At 41.4% G+C, this 14,116-nt stretch carries 13 protein-coding genes and 1 pseudogene; 7 read left to right on the top strand and 7 right to left on the bottom strand.

The annotated features are described in order from the left end of the window. Positions 1-21 precede the first annotated feature (21 nt). The 3 genes from JCM19033_RS21995 to JCM19033_RS06490 are packed head-to-tail and all read left to right on the top strand — an operon-like array spanning position 22 to position 2,136. Entirely contained in the window at positions 22-168 is a 147-nt protein-coding gene (locus JCM19033_RS21995; protein ID WP_269758005.1) for a hypothetical protein, read from the top strand. 26 nt (positions 169-194) lie between these two features. Then, positions 195-674: a PH domain-containing protein gene (locus tag JCM19033_RS06485; protein ID WP_054635711.1), complete on the top strand. Its 480-nt coding sequence runs from the start codon at positions 195-197 to the stop codon at positions 672-674. Then, on the top strand, positions 667-2,136 hold the full coding sequence (locus JCM19033_RS06490) for a PH domain-containing protein (protein ID WP_054635712.1): 1,470 nt from the start codon (positions 667-669) through the stop codon (positions 2,134-2,136). Before JCM19033_RS06485 ends, JCM19033_RS06490 begins: the two co-directional genes overlap by 8 nt. A 37-nt stretch (positions 2,137-2,173) precedes the next feature. Here JCM19033_RS06490 and JCM19033_RS06495 read toward each other — a convergent pair whose 3' ends face one another. The 7 genes from JCM19033_RS06495 to JCM19033_RS06515 all read right to left on the bottom strand — a co-directional run bounded on the left by JCM19033_RS06495 (position 2,174) and on the right by JCM19033_RS06515 (position 6,365). Continuing rightward, positions 2,174-2,545 carry a DUF2777 family protein gene (locus tag JCM19033_RS06495; RefSeq protein WP_054635713.1) on the bottom strand — a complete coding sequence of 124 codons (372 nt, stop codon included), beginning with the start codon at positions 2,543-2,545 and terminating at the stop codon, positions 2,174-2,176. After that, positions 2,542-3,147, bottom strand: coding sequence for a hypothetical protein (locus JCM19033_RS06500; protein WP_157049769.1), 606 nt, complete (start codon positions 3,145-3,147; stop codon positions 2,542-2,544). Before JCM19033_RS06500 ends, JCM19033_RS06495 begins: the two co-directional genes overlap by 4 nt. A gap of 157 nt (positions 3,148-3,304) precedes the next feature. Continuing rightward, positions 3,305-3,703, bottom strand: a complete 399-nt coding sequence (locus JCM19033_RS27230; protein WP_306301259.1) for a hypothetical protein — start codon at positions 3,701-3,703, stop codon at positions 3,305-3,307. Then, positions 3,700-4,272 carry an MBL fold metallo-hydrolase gene (locus JCM19033_RS27235; RefSeq protein WP_306301260.1) on the bottom strand — a complete coding sequence of 191 codons (573 nt, stop codon included), beginning with the start codon at positions 4,270-4,272 and terminating at the stop codon, positions 3,700-3,702. The genes JCM19033_RS27230 and JCM19033_RS27235 overlap by 4 nt, the downstream gene beginning before the upstream one ends. Before the next feature lie 84 nt (positions 4,273-4,356). Then, a complete protein-coding gene (locus JCM19033_RS06510) occupies positions 4,357-5,295 on the bottom strand; it encodes a hypothetical protein (RefSeq protein WP_054635715.1) in 939 nt (312 codons plus the stop codon). A 30-nt stretch (positions 5,296-5,325) separates the two neighbouring features. Next, a complete protein-coding gene (locus tag JCM19033_RS27240) occupies positions 5,326-5,646 on the bottom strand; it encodes a toxic anion resistance protein (RefSeq protein ID WP_306301265.1) in 321 nt (106 codons plus the stop codon). Beyond that, positions 5,640-6,365 carry a toxic anion resistance protein gene (locus JCM19033_RS06515; RefSeq protein ID WP_306301261.1) on the bottom strand — a complete coding sequence of 242 codons (726 nt, stop codon included), beginning with the start codon at positions 6,363-6,365 and terminating at the stop codon, positions 5,640-5,642. The genes JCM19033_RS27240 and JCM19033_RS06515 overlap by 7 nt, the downstream gene beginning before the upstream one ends. Positions 6,366-6,612: 247 nt before the next feature. Between JCM19033_RS06515 and JCM19033_RS06520 the strand changes: the two genes are divergently transcribed. From JCM19033_RS06520 to gltB, 4 genes and pseudogenes are all read left to right on the top strand, one after another. Further along, on the top strand, positions 6,613-7,062 hold the full coding sequence (locus JCM19033_RS06520; protein WP_054635716.1) for a DUF2203 domain-containing protein: 450 nt from the start codon (positions 6,613-6,615) through the stop codon (positions 7,060-7,062). After that, positions 7,044-7,844, top strand: a complete 801-nt coding sequence (locus JCM19033_RS06525) for an NRDE family protein (protein WP_054635717.1) — start codon at positions 7,044-7,046, stop codon at positions 7,842-7,844. The genes JCM19033_RS06520 and JCM19033_RS06525 overlap by 19 nt, the downstream gene beginning before the upstream one ends. After that, positions 7,828-8,706 carry a S9 family peptidase gene (locus JCM19033_RS06530; RefSeq protein WP_054635718.1) on the top strand — a complete coding sequence of 293 codons (879 nt, stop codon included), beginning with the start codon at positions 7,828-7,830 and terminating at the stop codon, positions 8,704-8,706. Before JCM19033_RS06525 ends, JCM19033_RS06530 begins: the two co-directional genes overlap by 17 nt. A gap of 782 nt (positions 8,707-9,488) precedes the next feature. After that, positions 9,489-14,078 (top strand): annotated as a pseudogene (gltB, locus tag JCM19033_RS06535) (glutamate synthase large subunit). The last annotated feature ends 38 nt before the right edge of the window (positions 14,079-14,116 follow it).

Here is a 14,116-nt window from a genome sequence, read left to right on the forward strand (position 1 = left end):
GAGTACACCGAAATCCTTGATTTGCTTGAAGAAGCTGAAAATGGAGAACTAGCTGAAATAGAAATAGTCAAATCTCTTGGATTATTAAGAGATGAAATTTTAAATGATCAGGTTCTTCAACTTTTTTCTGAACTAGGCGTAGAGATTGTTTACGCTGATGAAGAATAAGAGGTCAAGGGGAAAGGGGTATTATTTTGCGCAAAGAACCAACACAACGCATTTCCAGGAAAGCTTTGCCAGTTTGGCGGTTTAAAGGGGCGCTAGAGAGTCTGTTCTTTTTAAGCATTCCGGTCTTTTACGGAATATTAATGTACTTTTACGACTTTCCTCAGTGGCTTTTATGGGTCTTTATAGGTTTGTACGGAATATTATTTTTGTTTTTTGTCTGGGTTATTCCAAGTGTCAGGTGGAGGAGATGGCGCTATGAAGTACATGAACAGGAAATTGACTTAAAGTACGGGGTGTTTATTGTGAGGCGAACATTAATCCCTATGATAAGGGTTCAGCATGTGGATACGGAACAGGGTCCCCTCTACAGAAGATATGGACTTTCAGCTGTTACGATTTCTACCGCAGCAGACGTTCATGAAATCCCTGCTCTAACTGAGGAAGTGGCCGATAACCTTAGAGATCAAATTGCCATGCTGGCACAAACAGCTGATGAAGATGAATAAAGGAAAAAGAATGCATGGGGCAGCCATTGTTATATTATTTTTCGGCCGCATAAAAGATTTCTTAATTCCCTTGATCCTCGCTTTTGTGGTTGGGGGCACAGGTCCAAACATATTTGGATTTCGCTTGGTATTTCCCATCATTCTGGCTATTATGCTGATCCACAGCCTGCTCTACTGGTTGACCTATCGATATAGCATCGAAGAGGGAGAGCTGAGGATAAAGCAGGGAATCTTTATTAAAAAAAATCGTTACATCCGCAGGCACAGAGTACAAAGCTTCGATGTGACAGCGGGCGTGCTTCAGCGATTATTCCGTCTTGTTAAAGTAAGAATAGAGACCGCTGGGGGAGGAAACGAACCAGAGGTTGAAATTGTAGCTGTCACCAAAGGAGAAGCAAAAGAGCTGCGGTCGATGCTTCTCAATCGAGGTACGACAGAGGTGGATGATACGGAAGCAGAGGAAACGGAGGAGAAAAAGGAAGAGGAACTGGAAGCACATCCTGTGGACTATCAATGGAAGCTTCCAGTTAGAGACTTATTTATAGCAGGATTGACATCAGGTGGTGTAGGGCTGGTGCTTTCTGCTGTGTTAGCCTTGTTTACTCAAGTAGACCAGCTGCTCCCTGAGACTTTTTATGAAACAACATTAGGTTTTTTTGTGGAATCGAGTATTTTTGTTATTATCATACTTATCTTTCTTATCACGGTAATAGCATGGATTATTTCAATTTTTATTACCGTCATCAAATACGGCAATTTTAGCGTCGTCAAGAGAGGAAACGACCTTATTATTTCAAGAGGTTTGCTGGAAACAAGGCAGCTCACTTTAAACATTAAGCGGATTACTACCGTACGCTATGTAGCCACCATGATTCGCCAGCCCCTCGGTTTTACTAGTGTGTATGTAGAGAGTGCAGGAGGAGGAAGCAGTGATGAACAGCTTTCTACACTCCTTCTTCCCTTGGTCAGGAAAAAAGCTGCCAACGAAATCCTGAATGAAATTGTTCCTGATTACGTAATTGAAAAGCAATTGACACCGCTTCCTAAGCGAGCACTGATTCGGTTTATGGTGAGAGCTGTTATACCAGTTCTTATTGTAGTCATTCCTGCAGCTGTATGGCTTCCATTTGGCAATTGGCTGCTTATCTTTATACCGGTTGCATTTGCTCTTGGCTGGCTCCGGTATAAGGATGGAGGGCATGCGGTAACAAAAAGGCATGTCATTTTCCAGACACGGCACTTTAATTTAACGAGAGAGGTAGTCCCTAAAAAAAGAATACAGTCTGTGGAAAAAAGCCATTCCCTGTTTCAAAGAAGAATGGGCCTTTGCACGTTTACTGTTTCCATTCTCTCTACAGCAGGGGGGAAATCATTTTCTGTACGTGATATGGCTGAGGATGACGGAAATGATTTGTATCAGTGGTATTCTTATGAAAAAGAAACCCAGCATGAGAAGGGCTAGACAGCCCTTCTCATGCTGGGTTTTTAGTGTAGGAAAATTATTTGGAGAGAGCATTGGAATAGGTAATAATGCTCCTGGCACCTTGATCAGTTGTAAATTCAAATCGGTCAAAGATGGAGTCTGGACTATTTTGTTGAAGCGTTCTTTCATAATGATGCTGCACAATCAGAGTGGAGCTGTTCTTTTGGAACATAAGAAAGTTCACGCCTTGAAAGGATGTTTCAGCATCTCTGGCAAGCAGCTCATGAAGTAATCGATTATGGCATTTTACAAGGTCCTTTTCCGTAAACCCCAGAGTACGTAATCCTTTTTCCAGGGACTGCCGCGATGGTTGTTCTAACTCATTTAATAAAATAGTAAAAGGTTCAAACTGCTGTCTGCTGATCCGCACACGTGCCCCTTCACTCACAGGATGAGTTTTCCATTTTCTGATAAAAAGGAAAGGCCACCGGCCGGAGTGCATTTTATCCACTGATGTTTGTATTCGATTTCAAGGGTGAATGGGCATCCTTCCAGTTCTAGTTGTTCATCACGCGTGTCTTCCTGCAGATAAAGAATATCATTTACCTTTACAATGGAATAGTAAACAAAGCTTTCATCTTCAGTTTTCTGATCTATTTCTCCAACGTTAGTAAGGGAAGCATTATAAAACTGGAGTTTCTTTTCAATAGCGTTAAGAAAAGACGTATACTGTGCAGTTTTTTCCTGCAGCCACTGGCCTTTTTTCTGCAGAGCATCGATAAAAGAAGATTCATAGCTTCCAGTGTATTCATTTTCAGGTTCTTTTACTTTCGTTCCCAAGCATTCAACAACTTCTCCTTCAAGATACATTGGTTCATGCAAGTCTGCTGATGCAGGAAGAGCCTGGATACCAGTGATTCGAACAGAAGCCATCCAAGGTTTATTTGGGAGGGCGTCAATGTTAGTAAGGATTCCGAAGTAAGAACCCATCTTCCCTTCATCTACGACTATTGTCTGGCCTTTATACTGACTTGCTTTGGCTCTATTCATGATAACCCTCGCTTTATTCTTCATTTAACAGAGTAGTTCTGCTAGTTTCGATATTTGCTCCTCACATTATACGGTGATTTAAAGAAGAGATTCAAGATAAAAGAAGGCGCCCCTTTAGAAGAAGGAGAAAATGTAAAGGGGGGTGCAAATATCGTTTCTACTTTTCCGCTGCTGAATTCTTTGCTTTTTCTTGTTGAGCAAAGTAGTGAATGATCCCCATAGACGAAACGGAGGCATCCATTTTTAAAAAAGCAGTCAGGTTTGAAAGGTCTTCGCTGTGGTCTAACTGATAATGCTCACTGATTTCATTAAAGAGAGTTTCTGAAAGCCTTTCTTCAGTGTGATGCTGGTCAAAGGAAACTTTCCCAATGGAAAGAAAACGAGGAAGCCACATTTTTATTTGCTTTTCTACTTCTTTTGGGTCTTCACACATTCCATAATGTCCAAAATAAATCCGTTTAGGTTCAAGAGCCATAATTCTTTCGAGTGAGGAAAGCATAGCATCAGGGTCAAATTGATTAGGAGAAGTGGAAGGTATATATATGTCTTTATTCATTTTTTTGCGTCAGGGTACTGGATACCAATGGTGTCGCCAGTAAATACCCCCTCACTTTCACGGTCGTAGATGCTGTAATGGTGAGCTGCATGACCAGGCGTGTCTAGAAACGTTAACGTCCGTTCGGAAGAAATAGTCAATGTGCTGTTATCTTCAAGAACGACGACACGGTCTTTCGGAATCGGAAGGACAGGCTCAAACAGCTCTTCAAACTTTTCTTTATAAACGGCTTTTGCTCCTTTAATAAGTCGGGAAGGATCTATTAAATGACGGGCTCCTCTGGGGTGTATAATTACTTTTGCGTTTGGGCACTCTGTTAGAAGGAGTCCCGCTCCTCCTGCATGATCCAGGTGAACATGTGTAACAATAATGTAATCTACTTCATCAAGTGTTCTCCCAAGTTCTTTCATTCCTTGTTTTATGTAAGGAAGGGACATACTTGGCCCGGTTTCTAAAATGGTAATTCTTTCTTCATTAAAAATATAGACTCCGGTCCTGTTAGGAAGTCCTAAATCGTATCCGTCTATTACATACAAGTTGTGTCCAAGATCTTCACACCTTACAGTCATTATGATCAACCCCTTTTCGTTTTGAAAACCCTTCCATATAAGTGTAGAAAAATCCCCTTCATCTGTAAAGATAAAGGGGATACTTTATTTTCCATTTGTTTTTCCGGAGGCAGAATACCTTTGTTCATTAATTCGAAAGAGCTTTTCCATTTCTTCGGCTTTTGATATCTCAATGCTTTCCTGCATTGAACGAATATTAATTTCCATTTTAGTCAGAGCTTCATAAAGCGGTTCTTTTTGCTCCTCCTGGTTTTCACTGCTTAGCGACAAATACGTTTCAAGTAAGACTGGAATATCTTTTTGAAGCATTCGTTTACATACATATCGTTCTTCCACGTCAAGCTTATGAGCGTAAACAAGAAGTTTTTCAGTTTCCTCTACCAATCTTCTCAGGCGGTTTTGATGAGGGGAAGGGAGAAGGCTCCATTCGTAAATCAGGCGGTGTCTGCATTCTGACAAAAGCTCACTGTATTCCTTTGGTAAAGATGTCTGCTCAGTTATTTTTTCTTCCTGTATTTTCTTCTTGGCAAGGGAAGGAGGAGCCTTTTTATCCGGTTCAATAAGCTGCCCCAGAAAGACATCATCTAACACGTTCAATTTATAAAAAATACCTTGGAAGTACCTGGACTTTTGCAAGCTTCTCACGTAGGTTTTTCCATTTTTTATATATTGAACAGAAGCTTCTTTAATACGATGTCCCCGGCTCCCATGATGATATTTTCTCTGATAGAGGATAATAATCCGTTTTTTAATTGCAGCTTCAGACTTGGTAGTGTCATAACTTAAAAGCTTCATTCTTTTTCGGTTTACCTTTAAACGGAACTGGAAAGTCCCGCCGTTTTTTTTAAAAGAGTGGGGCATTTTCGTCTGTTTTCCGTTATTAATAAGCGTATCTAATACAGCCTCCGTATCTTCTATAAGCTGCAGGCCCTTTGCATCAGAAAAAATGTGCTGGTCTACAGGCTTTAAGTGGTCAGGAAGAAGTTTGTCAAACCATACGTCTTCTAGCCATTGTTTAAACAAAAAACCACCTTCTTTTAGTCATCTCACCTTTTATTCTAACAGCTTTGTACGCATTTCTTTATTTAAATCATCCAGCTCGGCAATGAATTTTTTCCCTGATTGAACAATTCGTTCGTTAGATTCTTCTGTCAGTTCAATGGCAGCTTGGACATCACTATAAGCTTTCCGAAATGTTTCGATGGCTACTGCAGGCTCTTCGAGGGTCTTTAATGTTTCTTCTGTATTGGATTTAAGCATTTGTGCATTGGAGAGGATCATATTTTCTGTTGCTTCGTTTACATTTTGGACAGCATCAATGACTTTCCGCTGGTTCCCTAAAGCAAGCTGGATGGAAGCAGTAACGGTTATAATATTTTGGTCATCGTAATGGCATTAAAAATAGCTTCTTCAAGCTTCTCATTATTATCCAGAATAAGATCCACAGAGGCAAGAGACTGCTGAAGCACCATGACGGCCTGACTCATGTTTTTTATTCTTGATACAACCCTTACTTGTCCTTTTTGCAATGAGGCAGGGTTATCACGCCATTCTTCTTTCGTCATTTCCTGTTCCAGCATTTGGTTTAACTCCTGACCTAATGCCATTTGTTTTTCCAGCTCATAGATTCGCGCGGTTGCTGTTTCTTTTAACTGTTCAAGCATTACATTGTCCTCTTGCAGCTTATCTCTGCCGGCAAGAAGCCCTTCAATAATATTTTCAACCTGTGCCTCTACCGTCTGGTACTTTTGGGCGTATTGTTCCATTGGGCTGCGACGCAGTAGTTTGTTCCATACTTTTTGGACTCTGCTTTCTTCTAAATGTTCGGGCTCAAGTTCTCCGACAATCACTTTTAATTCATGAAGCTTATCAGGTAACTCATTGTCTTTTTGACTCATCATTTCACTTACTGGCCGCTTTAGAGCTTCCAATGAATCCCCTGCTTGCTTTTGTTCGTTTTCACCTAGCGAGCTTATCTTTGAAAGAAGCTCATCAACATTAGACTTATTAAGGTTATTTATATAATCCTGCGCATCTCTTTTTGCGTTCTCGGTTGTTTCTTGATTAAGGTTGTGATTTTTATATTCATCCATTATTGAGTACCCTCCTTCAGACATCTTCAAAAGTAAACCCTCTTCTTGTCGATATTGTATCATCTTCCATGAACATTCGTCCTGTTTATGATTCCTTTTTCAAATGATATTAGATACGATAAAGGGAAAGAGAAGTTGCGGTTTGTAATTCAAGAAGAGATGGAATAGAGAAACTAAGATGTTAGATAATGAAAACAGAGGTTAGGACTAGGCACAAAGACTCGCATCCATAAAGGAGGAGCCTTTTATGTTTAAGAAGTATTTCACCATAGAAGAAGCAAATTGCCATATTCCTTTTGTCAAGGAAGAAATGTCTGAACTGCAGAACCTCCAGGAGAGCTTTACTGAAAGTGTAAAACATTATGAACTGGTTAAGCATTCTCCCATTCCGGATACAGGAGAGAAGTTATTTTATTTAGAATGCATGGTTGATTTTGTAGAGATTCAGGCCAATCTTCATATTGAACGTCTCGAGAGAAACGGGATCCTCGTAAAAAGTATTGATCACGGACTTGTGGACTTCCCGGCAAAAGTAGAAGGGGAGCCTGTACTTCTTTGCTGGAGGCAGGGTGAAAGTCAAGTAAAGTACTACCATGGGTTGTTTGAAGGGTTTACAGGCAGAAAGAAAATCTCCAGAACGGATGATATAAATTTAGATAGAGAGAGGAAGAACAAGACATGTGTCTGGTCGCGGTAGCTTATAAGGTACACAGTAAATACCCACTTATTATAGCAGCCAATAGGGACGAGTTCTATAACCGTCCAACGTCCCTTTTACACCAATGGAAAGACGCTCCATTTATTTATGCCGGAAGAGACTTGAAAAAAGGCGGCACTTGGATGGGAATGACCAAGCACGGTTACATTGCTGCTCTTACGAATGTAAGAGATGGGAATGAAAAGGAGAAGGAACGTTCAAGGGGAGAAATTACAGCAGGATTTTTGAAAAAGGAAGATACGGAAAGTTTTTTTCAAAAGCTTGCTAAAGAAAAAGATGAATACAATGGATTTAACCTGATAGCAGGCACCGTCGATAACCTTTTTTATTATTCAAACAAGCAGGAAGGGATGAAAGCGGAAGCCATGTTGCCGGGTATCCATGGCCTAAGTAATGCCCAGCTCAATTCACCATGGCCAAAAGTGGAAAAAGTCAAACAGAAAATGAAGAAGCTGATCCTTGATGAGCCATTTACTGACCTTCCTGTGGACCATCTTTTTGCAGCACTGACAGACACAGAAAAAGCTCCTGATCAATTTCTTCCAAATACCGGGATAAGCGTTGAAATGGAAAGGCTTTTATCTTCTCCATTTATTATCAGTCCTGCTTATGGGACAAGGTCCCAGACAGTGCTCGCGGTTACTGCTGATTACAATGCAAAGATGATAGAACGAACCTTTACAACTGGCGGCCAGGTTAATGAGCAATCATTTTCATTTCCTATACAAACAAAGGAGGAACAGGATGTTAGAGAACTTTGAGATAAAAGCAGCTGAGGATTTAACCATTAGAGGAACGGTATTTTATGGCAGTGGCGAACAAATTGAAAAAAAGCCTGTAATCATACTCGCTCACGGATTCAAAGGGTTTAAAAATTGGGTTTTTTTTCCTTACGTCGCACAGCAATTTACAAAGCACGGCTTCATCGCAATTACCTTTAATTTTTCAATGAACGGGGTAGGTGAGGACTTGCTTTCGTTTACCGAAATGGATAAGTTCTCTGAAAATACTTATCACAGGGAAATCGAAGACCTTAAAGAAATAGTGTCAGCAATTGAGGATGATACACTTCCTTTCGCCGAATTAATGAATAAAGAATCATTGTACCTGCTCGGTCACAGTAAGGGTGGAGCAACCGTCCTGTTATATACAAGGGAGAATGAAGAAAAGGTCAATGGAGTAGCTACATGGAATGCAATCAGCCAGGCAGATCTATTTCATGAAGAGTTGAAAAAAGAAATTAGGGAAAAAGGGACTGGGTATATTTACAATGGCAGGACGAAAGAGTATATGCCTGTCAAACAAAAGGCAGTTGAAGATGTGGAGAGTAACCATGAAAGGTATGATATTATCCAGGCTGTCCAAGAAACAGAAACTGCAAAGCTCTTTATACAAGGTGGTGAAGATTCCCCTAAGCTTACAGCTGGAGCGAAGGAACTGAACAAACACGCTGATAATGGCCGGCTGGAATGGATTGAAACGGGAAGTCATACCTTTAACACCGCCCATCCTTTTGAACAGTCTTCACCTGAGCTGGAAAAGGCTATTTCAAGCACGGTTAATTTTTTTAAAGTGCAGGAAAAAATGAAAGAGAAAGAAAAGGATGGAAAAGAGAAGGAATAGGATGTGTAGAGGCTTGGGCAATACCCAGCTAATAAGAAGGGCCTCACCCGGTGAGAGCCTTTTCTTGTCTTCAGTATTCTAGTAGTGGCTTGTTCAAAATGAACTCGCTTGCACCTAAAGGCACAAGTGCGACAGCCGTTCAAGCTTCATTTTACTCGCTTTCACGGTGTCTTCTATGCACCGGGCAAGGCTTCAGCTCCTGCTTTTCCAGCAGGCGTCTTGTGATTTTTGAACCACCCACGAATAGTTACACAAAAAGGATACCTATTGAATATCCAAAGTCGATAATTGGAGTTTTATTTACTTAAGTGAGCCAGTTTTGTTTCACCTCTTTTCTATATGAAGAACAAAAAATTTTTGTTTCAAGATGTATTATTCGGGGGATAATTAACTAAATATTCAAAAAAATTGAAAGAGTATTAATACACGAATAAATGACAGTACTAATTACAAAAAAAAGAAGAACATTAATTTTTCTAGTAAAGAGAGAAAACTAGAGAAATGAACAGATATGGGGAGATAAACAGGTTATTACTTGATTTTCTTAGCGATAATGTTAAACGATTAAAAATACAAGCACTGTTATTTTTATGTAAGTGCTGTATTTTCAAAAAACTAAGGTAATAACGGGGGGATGCCTGCAGAAAGCGCTTTCAAAGGAGAGGGAGTATGGGAAATAATTTGCCGAACCTAAAGTTTAATGGTATGATCTTGTATATTAGAGATAAAAAAAGATTGTAGATTTCTTGTGTGTGAAACAGAAAAGAGAGGTGGAGAGGGTAATGACATTACGCAACTTTTCACGGAGAGTGGGTATGTATGACTCCCAATTTGAACACGATAATTGTGGCATTGGCTTTTTAGCCAATATTAAGGGGAAAAAATCTCATGATATTGTAGAAAAAGCCCTTGATATCCTGTGTAAACTAGAGCACCGAGGTGGTCAAGGAGATGAAGTAAACACTGGCGATGGAGCCGGGATGCTTCTTCAAATACCTCACCGCTTTTTTAACAGCAGGGTTAGAGACATTGGGATCAAGCTGCCTGAAGAAGGATCTTATGGGGTAGGGATGTTATTTTTATCCCAGAATGAAGAACTAAGAAACAGATGTGAAAAACAGCTTGAAAAGATTGTTGCAGAAGAAGGACAAAAGGTATTAGGCTGGAGAATCCCTCCTACGGACGGTTCTATGCTAGGTAATAATGCCAAGTCGACTATGCCTTACATTCGCCAGATTTTCATTGGGAAAAATGAAGCAATCGAAAATCAAAGAAAATTTTGAAAGAAAGCTTTATGTAATAAGAAAACGTGCTGAACAAGAGATTGGACATCATGTCCCTGATGAAGACAGCTTTTATTTTGCAAGTTTGTCGTCCCGTACAATTGTGTACAAAGGGATGCTGACAACTGAACAATTGAGCCAATTTTATAAAGACTTTGGAAACGATGATTTTGAAACAGCCGTTGCCTTAGTTCACTCCCGTTTCTCAACAAACACTTTTCCCAGCTGGGAAAGAGCTCATCCAAACCGTTACATGATTCATAATGGTGAAATTAACACGATTAAAGGAAATGTTAACTGGATGCATGCTAGAGAAGCGGTATTTCAATCTGATAAATTCGAAGATGACCTGGAAAAGATCCACCCGGTGGTAGACCACCTTGGAAGTGACTCTTCCATGTTTGATAATACATTTGAATTTCTGACTTTGGCTGGCCGTTCAATGCCACATACAGCAATGATGATGGTACCTGAGCCATGGCAGAATGATCCTTTAATGAATGAAGAAAAGAAAGCATTTTACAAGTTTCATAGTACGCTTATGGAGCCATGGGACGGCCCTACTGCGCTCGCTTATACAGACGGCCGCAGCGTAGGCGCCTGTCTAGATCGTAATGGCCTTCGTCCTGCAAGATACTATGTGACAAAAGACGACCATATTCTTATGTCCTCAGAAGTGGGCGTGTTAGACATTGACCCTTCTGATGTGCTTTATAAAGAAAGGCTTCACCCTGGTCACATGCTTCTTGTCGATATGGAAGAAGGCAGAATCGTTCCAGATGAGGAGATTAAGCACACGATTGCTTCTGAAGAGCCCTATAAGGAATGTTGATAAGCATTTTTGTGATTTAGACGACGTGATGGAAAGCCAGGACGTATATAACACCGATTTTGAAAATTTAAATACCCGCCACCAGGCTTTTGGGTACACGTACGAAGAACTAGAGAAGATGATTAAGCCGATGGTTACGGAAGGAGTAGATCCAGTAGGGTCCATGGGATATGATTCCCCCCTTGCTGTTCTCTCAAAGAAACCTCAGCTATTATATAACTATTTCAAACAGCTATTCGCCCAGGTAACGAACCCGCCTATTGATGCGATTCGTGAAGAACTGGTTACTGCTGTGGGAACGACGATTGGGAAAGAAGGAAATCTTCTTCACCCTGCTCCCGAAAGTGCAAGGCATATCTTCCTGAAAACACCGTTATTAAATAATGAGGAAATTGCCAAGCTGCGTTCAAACAAACGACCAGGATTTAAATCGGTAACTCTTCCTATGCTCTTTTCTGCAAAAGAAGGGGAAAAAGGGTTAGAGCCAGCACTTGACCAGCTGTTTGCTTCGGCAGATGAAGCTGTTGAAAATGGTGCAACTGTGCTGATTTTAAGTGATCGCGGGGTAAATAAGGAATCAGCAGCCATCCCGGCTCTTCTTGCTGTTGGCGGCCTTCACCATCACCTGATCCGTAATGGAAAGCGAACGCAGGTAAGCATTGTTGTTGAATCTGCTGAGCCTAGGGAAGTACATCATTTTTCTGTGCTAATAGGCTACGGTGTAGAAGCCATCAATCCTTATCTGGTCTTTGATTCCATTGATGCGATGATCAAGGATGGACGCCTGGAAGCGACTTCCTATGTGGAAGCCGTAGCTACCTATATTAAAGCAGCTACAAAGGGTGTCATGAAGGTTCTCTCTAAAATGGGGATTTCAACGATTCAAAGCTATCGGGGCGCTCAGATCTTTGAAGCAGTAGGCATTGATCCTTCAGTGGTTGATAAGTATTTTACCTGGACCACTTCAAGAATCGGCGGAGTGAACCTTGAAATTATTGCTAAAGAAGTCCTTCTTCGTCATACAAAAAGCTTTTAATGATCGAGAAGGAAAAGACACAACACTTGAGCCGGGTGATGACCTGCAGTGGCGCAGAAACGGGGATGCTCACCAGTATAATCCTCATTCCATTCACATGCTTCAGCAGGCATGCCGGACAAAAGACTTTGAACTCTTTAAGAAATATTCGAAATCTATTAATGAGCAGGAAAAAGAACAAACCTCACTGCGCGGTTTGCTTACCTTTACAGACAACCATAAGATTCCTTTAGAGGAAGTTGAACCTGTTGCAAATATCGTCAAACGTTTTAAAACAGGCGCTATGTCTTTTGGGTCAATTTCCAAGGAAGCTCATGAGGCCTTAGCGATCGCAATGAACCGCATTGGCGGTAAGTCCAATACCGGAGAAGGCGGAGAAGACCCAAAAAGATTTACTCGTGATGCAAACGGGGATTCCAGGAGAAGCTCTATCAAGCAGGTAGCCTCCGGCCGTTTTGGTGTTACAAGCCACTATCTTGTAAATGCAGATGAAATTCAAATTAAGGTTGCTCAGGCGCAAAGCTGGAGAAGGCGGACAGCTGCCGGGGAACAAAGTATATCCGTGGGTTGCCGAGGTACGAGGAACGACTGCGGGTGTAGGACTTATTTCGCCGCCGCCGCACCATGATATTTATTCTATCGAAGACTTAGCGGAATTGATCCATGATTTGAAAAATGCCAACCCAAGTGCATATATCAGTGTAAAGCTTGTATCAGGAACAGGAGTAGGTACCATTGCTGCAGGTGTAGCAAAAGGGCGCGCAGATGGTCTTGTTATAAGCGGATATGATGGCGGAACAGGTGCTGCTGCCAGAACAAGTATTAAGCATACTGGCCTTCCGTGGGAGCTTGGACTGGCTGAAACCCACCAGACTCTGGTGTTGAATAACTTGAGAGATAGAATCTCAGTGGAAACTGACGGTAAGCTGATGACTGGGAGAGATGTGGCCGTAGCTGCACTTCTGGGTGCTGAAGAATATGCGTTCTCAACAGCTCCTCTTGTCGTTCTTGGCTGTGTATTAATGCGTGTCTGCCATTTGGATACATGCCCAGTGGGGATCGCCACTCAAAACCCTGAGCTTCGTAAAAAATTCGTCGGAACTCCGGATCATGTCGTGAATTTCATGTATTTTGTAGCGGAAGAATTGCGTGAAATTATGGCTGAGCTAGGCTTCCGTACTATTGAAGAAATGGTTGGAAGAACAGATATATTAGAGCAGGTTGAAGAAGTGGACAACTGGAAAGCAAATACGTTAGATCTCACTCCATTGCTATTCCGTCCAAACGAAGATAATCAAGAAAAGCACTACCGTCATAAAGATCAAGACCATATGATTAATGAATCATTGGATATCCGAGAAATTCTTCCTCTGGCACATTCAGCCATTGAAAATGGAGAAACAGTGGAAGGTACTTTCACCATTAAGAATACAGACCGCGTGGTTGGAACCATTACAGGGAGCGAAGTGACGAAAAAATATGGCGCCAAAGGCTGCCGGCGGATACTATAAATCTTCAATTCCATGGATCTGCAGGCCAGAGTTTCGGAGCTTTTCTTCCCGCCGGGATGACTATGACTCTTATTGGCGATGCGAATGACTATTTAGGAAAAGGTTTATCAGGCGGAAAAGTCATTGCCTATCCTCCAGAGGAGTCAACTTTTGCTCCAGAAGACAGCATCATCATTGGAAACACTACTTTCTATGGTGCGACAAGCGGAGAAGCTTATATTCGTGGGGTTGCCGGTGAGCGGTTCTGTGTTAGAAACAGTGGAGCAAGCGTAGTGGTTGAAGGTGTAGGAGACCATGGTTGTGAATATATGACAGGAGGCCGAGTTGTAGTTCTTGGAGAAACTGGCAAGAACTTTGCAGCTGGTATGTCAGGCGGTATTGCTTACGTATTAGACAGTGACGGAACGTTTGCACAGCGATGCAATAAAGAAATGGTCCAGCTTGAAACGTTGCAAGATGGAGAGGAAATTCAAGAATTAAAAGCAATGATTAAAAATCATGTAGACTATACTCATAGCTCACTCGGTGAAACAGTATTGCAGCAATGGGATAAAACAGTTAATCAATTTGTAAGAGTTATTCCAATGGATTATCAACGGATGCTTGAAGCTGTTGAGCGCATGAAAAAAGAAGGCATGACAGAGGCCGAAGCGATCATGGTTGCTTTTGATGAAAATAAAAATGAAAAAGCTCGGGTAAGCGGCAAGTAAGACAGCTGCTTCTTGAGCTCTCCCTTTCAAGTTTGGCA

The organism is Thalassobacillus sp. C254 (genome assembly GCF_001310615.1).

What these genes read in the sequence shown, in the direction of transcription:
- JCM19033_RS06490 (WP_054635712.1), top strand. Translation starts at nt 667, where the DNA reads ATGAATAAAGGAAAAAGAATGCATGGGGCAGCCATTGTTATATTATTT.
- JCM19033_RS06500 (WP_157049769.1), bottom strand. Translation starts at nt 3,147, where the DNA reads ATGAATAGAGCCAAAGCAAGTCAGTATAAAGGCCAGACAATAGTCGTA.
- JCM19033_RS27230 (WP_306301259.1), bottom strand. Translation starts at nt 3,703, where the DNA reads ATGAATAAAGACATATATATACCTTCCACTTCTCCTAATCAATTTGAC.
- JCM19033_RS27235 (WP_306301260.1), bottom strand. Translation starts at nt 4,272, where the DNA reads ATGACTGTAAGGTGTGAAGATCTTGGACACAACTTGTATGTAATAGAC.
- JCM19033_RS06515 (WP_306301261.1), bottom strand. Translation starts at nt 6,365, where the DNA reads ATGGATGAATATAAAAATCACAACCTTAATCAAGAAACAACCGAGAAC.
- JCM19033_RS06520 (WP_054635716.1), top strand. Translation starts at nt 6,613, where the DNA reads ATGTTTAAGAAGTATTTCACCATAGAAGAAGCAAATTGCCATATTCCT.
- JCM19033_RS06525 (WP_054635717.1), top strand. Translation starts at nt 7,044, where the DNA reads ATGTGTCTGGTCGCGGTAGCTTATAAGGTACACAGTAAATACCCACTT.
- JCM19033_RS06530 (WP_054635718.1), top strand. Translation starts at nt 7,828, where the DNA reads ATGTTAGAGAACTTTGAGATAAAAGCAGCTGAGGATTTAACCATTAGA.